Origin of the sequence: Kitasatospora sp. NPDC036755 (genome assembly GCF_040636595.1) — a bacterium.
Lineage (GTDB): Bacteria > Actinomycetota > Actinomycetes > Streptomycetales > Streptomycetaceae > Kitasatospora.
On sequence record NZ_JBEZUT010000642.1, the window covers coordinates 1 to 1,792 of the forward strand.

1 protein-coding gene and 1 pseudogene are annotated in these 1,792 nt (G+C 76.1%); both read right to left on the minus strand.

Annotation, left to right across the window (positions count from 1 at the left end):
• Positions 1 to 79: 79 nt before the first annotated feature.
• Entirely contained in the window at positions 80 to 1,582 is a 1,503-nt protein-coding gene (locus AB0E96_RS40845) for a carboxylesterase/lipase family protein (RefSeq protein WP_359831882.1), read from the minus strand.
• A 127-nt stretch (positions 1,583 to 1,709) separates the two neighbouring features.
• A pseudogene (locus AB0E96_RS40850) lies at positions 1,710 to 1,778 on the minus strand (hypothetical protein); the annotation flags it as partial.
• Positions 1,779 to 1,792: the final 14 nt, after the last annotated feature.

The following is a 1,792-nucleotide window of genomic DNA, read 5'->3' on the forward strand; positions in this document are numbered from 1 at the left end:
ACCCCGGACGGCGCGTCCGTGCGGCCCCGCGGGCCGGTGGCGCGGGTGCCCCCGCGTCACCGGCCCCGCGGCGGTCCGGTCAGCGCAGGCCCTCCCACAGGAGCCGTTCGGCCCGGCCCGGGTCCTGGCGGACGGCGGGCGCGATGGCGTTCAGGACCATGACGGACCGGTCGGGGAAGTAGGCCGGCCAGTGCGGCAGTCGGTCGGTGGCGGGACGGCCGTGGCGGGCGAAGGAGGTCCAGGCGCCGCGGATCCGGTCGGACAGCTCCGGATGGGTCGACGGGTCCGTCAGCGGGTCCTCGGGATTGCCGAAGACGGAGCCGAGTTCGGCCATGTGGCAGGCCCCGAGGGCGCCGTCCCGGGCGGGGGAGGGCTGGGTGAACTCGTAGAAGTAGGTGTCGGCGCCGTGGGCGGCGCGGCCCTCCGCGACGCGCAGCGCCGGCACGCGGTAGGCGTGGTCGCTGATCGCGGCGGAGAACAGGTCGGCGGCGCCGGCCCCCGGCCGGGCCCCGGCGTAGACGGCCCGGGCGGCCGCGGGGTCCAGCCCGAGCGAGGCGAGGAAGCCCTGCAGGAAGCCGTCGTCGATGCGGTCGGCCATGCCGAGCGGCACCAGGAACAGGCGGAACTCCTCGGAGGTGACGCCCGTGAGCAGGTCGATCCCGCGGCCCGCGCCGGCGGCGACGGCGTCGACGGGGCGCTCGGGCAGTGTCGCGGTTCCGGCCACCGGCAGGGCGGTCGTGCCGCCTCCCGCGGACTCGCCCCACTGGCCCGGGTCGGTGCTGCGGGCGATCTCCTGGGCGAGTCGGCCGTTGGCCGCGGCCAGGTCCCGCGGCGGGACGGCGGCGAGGGCCTCGACGGTGCACTCGACGCCGGCGAGGGCGGCCAGCCGTTCGGTGACGCGCCGCGCGGTCTCCGGCGAGTGCGCGTGGTGCCCGGCCCCGCTCTGGGTGACGGCCCGTCGGAACAGGCCCTCGGCGCGCGGCATCGCCATCAGCGCGGTGATGGAGATCGCTCCGGCGGACTGCCCGAAGACGGTCACGTTGCCGGGGTCGCCGCCGAACGCGGCGATGTTGTCGCGCACCCACTCCAGTGCGGCGATCTGGTCCAGCAGGCCGAGGTTGGCGGTGCCGTCGGGCAGCAGGAGGAAGCCCTCGGCGCCCAGCCGGTAGTTCAGGGTGACGCAGACGACGCCGTCCCGGGCGAGGACGGCCCCGTCGTAGGTGGGCAGCGAGCCGGCGCCGTTGCGGAAGGCGCCGCCGTGGATCCACACCATGACGGGCAGTCCTTCGCCGGACCGGTGCGGGGAAGGCGTCCAGACGTTGAGGTTGAGGCAGTCCTCGCCCTGCGGGCCCGGCGCGGTGAGCAGGTCGGCCATGGCGGGGTTGCCGGGCGCCTGGGGTGCGCTCGGGCCGTGGACGAGCGCGTCGCGCACGCCGCTCCACGGTTCGGGGGCCCGGGGCGGACGCAGCCGGTTCGCCCCGAACGGCGGGGCCGCGTAGGGGATGCCCAGGAAGGACGCGGTGCCCTCGTGGAGGCGGCCGCGGACCCGGCCGTGACGTGTGCTGACTATGACGTTGCTCATCGGGACGTCCTGTTTCGGAAGGTTTCGGCATGGTCGGAGCGGTAGGAGCCTTTCCTCCCGCCCGGTGCGGCCGCAACCCGATTCCCCGTCGCCGGCCCGCCGCCGGCCCGCCGCCGGCCCGCCAGGACTCCTCCAGCAGCAGTCGCTGCTGGGGGTCCATCACGGCGGCCTCGGTGCCCGAGATGTTGAAGAACAGCGCGTCGAACTCGT

Coding starts and splice junctions, on each gene's coding strand:
- AB0E96_RS40845 (WP_359831882.1), bottom strand. CDS start 1,582: ATGAGCAACGTCATAGTCAGCACACGTCACGGCCGGGTCCGCGGCCGC.